Source organism: Buchnera aphidicola (Aphis craccivora) (genome assembly GCF_005082145.1).
Lineage (GTDB): Bacteria > Pseudomonadota > Gammaproteobacteria > Enterobacterales > Enterobacteriaceae > Buchnera > Buchnera aphidicola_U.
Window position 1 is genome coordinate 1 of sequence record NZ_CP034899.1, and the last position, 2,971, is coordinate 2,971.

Annotated in this window: 2 protein-coding genes; both read left to right on the forward strand. The window is 25.2% G+C overall.

From position 1 onward, the window contains the following. The first annotated feature begins 72 nt into the window (after window positions 1-72). Window positions 73-1,620 (forward strand): anthranilate synthase component 1, encoded by a 1,548-nt coding sequence (locus tag D9V60_RS03115; RefSeq protein ID WP_158360891.1) that lies wholly within the window; start codon window positions 73-75, stop codon window positions 1,618-1,620. A gap of 23 nt (window positions 1,621-1,643) precedes the next feature. Further along, window positions 1,644-2,240: a glutamine amidotransferase-related protein gene (locus tag D9V60_RS03120; protein WP_158360892.1), complete on the forward strand. Its 597-nt coding sequence runs from the start codon at window positions 1,644-1,646 to the stop codon at window positions 2,238-2,240. Window positions 2,241-2,971 lie beyond the last annotated feature (731 nt).

Here is a 2,971-nt window from a genome sequence, read left to right on the forward strand (position 1 = left end):
TGATTGATTTAATATACCAAATTAGTTATTATTTAAATTCGTAAAATTATTTTAAAAAAGAAACTTAACCTGATGAAAACAAGCCTGCATGAAATTGAAATTATTCAAAAAGAGGCAAAGTATCATTTCGATCCAACAATAATATTTAATCATCTTTGTAAATCAAAACCAGCAACATTGTTGTTAGAAACAGCTGAAATTAATAAAAAAAATGCTTTAGAAAGTATCATGATTATAGATAGTGCCATTCGTTTTACTTCTGAAAACAATTCAGTTAAGTTGACTCCAATGTCTATAAACGGAATAGAAATTTTATCAACTTTAACAAAAAACATTCCTAGTAATATAAAAATACAAAAACAAAACAAAAGTGTTATTTTAATTTTTCCTGGTATTCCAAAAAATCTGAATGAAGATGAAAAACTGTTTTCATTGTCCGTTTTCGATGCTTTTAGATTAATGATTAAAATTTTTAACAATAAAAATAAGATACCTAAAGCAATGTTCTTTGGTGGCTTATTTTCTTATGATCTTATATCAATATTTGAAATTTTACCTAGCTTAATAGGAAATCAAAAATGTTCAAATTTCTGTTTTTATTTAGCTGAAACTTTACTTGTTTTAGATCATCAAAAAAAAACATGCTTAATTCAAAGCAGTATTTTTTGTCAAAATATTGATGAACGAAAACGAATTAAAAACAGAACAAAAGAAATAAAAGACAAATTAAATGAAAAACTTACACAAATAAATCAAATTAAAATAAAAAGTATTAATTTAACTTCAAATATAGATGACAAAAAATATTGCTCGATAATAAAAAATTTAAAAAAATTAATTCAAAAAGGTGAAATTTTTCAAGTAGTACCATCTCGAAAATTTTACTTACCCTGTCCTAATTCATTATCTGCTTATCAAAAATTAAAAATAAGTAATCCCAGCCCTTATATGTTTTTTATGCAAGATAAAAACTTTATATTGTTTGGAGCTTCACCTGAAAGCTCGTTAAAATATGATGAAAAAACTAGACAAGTTGAACTTTACCCTATTGCAGGTACTAGACCTCGTGGGATAAATGAAAATGGTCAATTGGACTTAGACTTAGATAGTAGAATAGAATTGGAAATGAGAACAAACCATAAAGAACTTGCAGAACATTTAATGCTTGTGGATCTTGCTAGAAACGATCTTGCACGTATTTGTAAGCCAGGTTCAAGATATGTTTCTGATTTAGTTAAAGTGGATAAATATTCTCATGTTATGCATCTTGTGTCAAAAGTAATAGGTGAATTAAAAATAGGTCTTGACGCACTTCACGCTTATGCAGCCTGTATGAATATGGGAACATTAACAGGAGCGCCTAAAATTCGAGCCATGCAATTAATAGCGGAACATGAAAAAGAAAAAAGAGGAAGTTATGGCGGAGCTATAGGGTATTTTACAGATTTAGGAAATTTAGACACCTGTATTACAATACGTTCAGCATATGTAGAAAACCAAATTGCAACCATTCAAGCAGGTGCTGGTGTTGTGTTTAATTCAATTCCTGAAGATGAAGTAAAAGAAAGTTTAAACAAAGCGAAAGCAGTTATTAATGCTATAAAAACAGCTCATCATTAAATAAAAATAGGATGTTTTTAAAAATGTCAAATATTTTACTTTTAGATAATTTAGATTCTTTCACTTACAACCTTGTTGAGCAGCTCAGAAATAAAAATAACAATGTATTAATTTATAGAAATACGGTGGCTATAAAAATCATATTAAATTCAATTAAAAAAATGATAAATCCTATTTTAATGTTATCTCCTGGACCCAGCACACCCCAAAATGCAGGTTGCATGTTAAATTTAATTAATGAAGTCAAAGGGAAAATACCTATTGTTGGTATCTGTTTAGGTCATCAGGCAATTGTAGAAGCTTATGGTGGCGTGATTGGATATGCAGGTGAAATATTCCATGGTAAAGCATCTTTAATTAACCACGACGGTTTAGAGATGTTTGAAGGTTTACCCCAGCCACTACCAGTTGCACGATACCACTCACTGATATGCAATAAAATTCCCAAAAATTTTATTATCAATTCTTATTTTAATAATATGATAATGTCAGTAAGAAATAATTTAGATTACGTATGTGGATTTCAATTCCATCCAGAGTCAATTTTAACTACATCAGGCGCATTACTTTTACAAAAAATAATCAATTGGGGCGCTATGAAATATACACAACACGAATAAAAAAATGGGATTTATAAAAAATTCCATATCCGTCCAAAATGCATCTAAAATCAAAAAACATTATACTAAACTGATAATTTTAAATGTATTAAAATCCCATCTTAACCCTCTTAATCATTTTTCATTCATCACAAACTTCGAATCAAAATAGAACATATATTTTCAAGTAAGACGAAAAATATTACAGATGATAAATATTTAATATCAGATTAAAAAATTTTATTCAACTAAACAAATAATTTAAATTAAAAGTTATCCACAATTTCTGTGTATAAGTTTATTCAGAAAATAAGAAAAATAAGTTATTTTTTTATCCATATATTATTGTAAGTATATGTTTTATATAATTTTATAATTTTTTAAAAAGCTCTGAAATCATTTTAGTAACATGTTTATAAACCTGGGGATAAGTTATGTATATGTATTTTAAAAAAATTTTCAAAATAAATAAAAAATCATATTAAAAAAAAAAAATTCTTTTAAATACAACCATTTAGTTTAAAAAACTGATTTTTTGAACAGTTGTTAAAATATTAAAAGATAAAAAAAATATATTTAATAATATATATATATATTTTACTGTTATTTCTTTTTAATTTAAATGATCTTATTGATAACTTATATATTTAAATATATAATACAATTAATTGTTTATTTATATTTAATATATTAAATTAATATTTAAATATTTATTATACAGTAATAAATAAAAAAATAAAAAAATATGACAT

Bases quoted from the DNA above. Each gene is read 5' to 3' on its own strand.
- D9V60_RS03115 (WP_158360891.1), top strand. From the start codon at position 73: ATGAAAACAAGCCTGCATGAAATTGAAATTATTCAAAAAGAGGCAAAG.
- D9V60_RS03120 (WP_158360892.1), top strand. From the start codon at position 1,644: ATGTCAAATATTTTACTTTTAGATAATTTAGATTCTTTCACTTACAAC.